The sequence below is a fragment of the Burkholderia sp. SIMBA_051 genome, assembly GCF_046534915.1.
GTDB lineage: Bacteria > Pseudomonadota > Gammaproteobacteria > Burkholderiales > Burkholderiaceae > Burkholderia > Burkholderia ambifaria.
In genome coordinates, this window is the sequence record NZ_JAWRXS010000797.1 from 1 (window position 1) to 241 (window position 241).

General features: G+C 64.7%; 1 pseudogene. It reads left to right on the forward strand.

From position 1 onward, the window contains the following. Positions 1-241: pseudogene (locus SB771_RS36650) on the forward strand (thioredoxin reductase); the annotation flags it as partial.

Genomic DNA, 241 nt, shown 5'->3' on the forward strand with positions numbered 1-241 from the left:
GCGGCGCCGCCTATCGCAAGCCGACGGTGCCGGACTTCGAACGCTTCGAGGGGCGCGGCACGTATTACTGGGCCTCGACGATCGAAGCGAAGCTGGTGAAGGGCCAGGACATCGTGCTGATCGGCGGCGGCAATTCGGCGGGCCAAGCGGTGGTGTTCCTCGCCAACTTCGCGCGCAGCATCCGCATGCTGATTCGCGGCAGGGATCTCAACGCGAGCATGTCGAAGTATCTGATCGACCG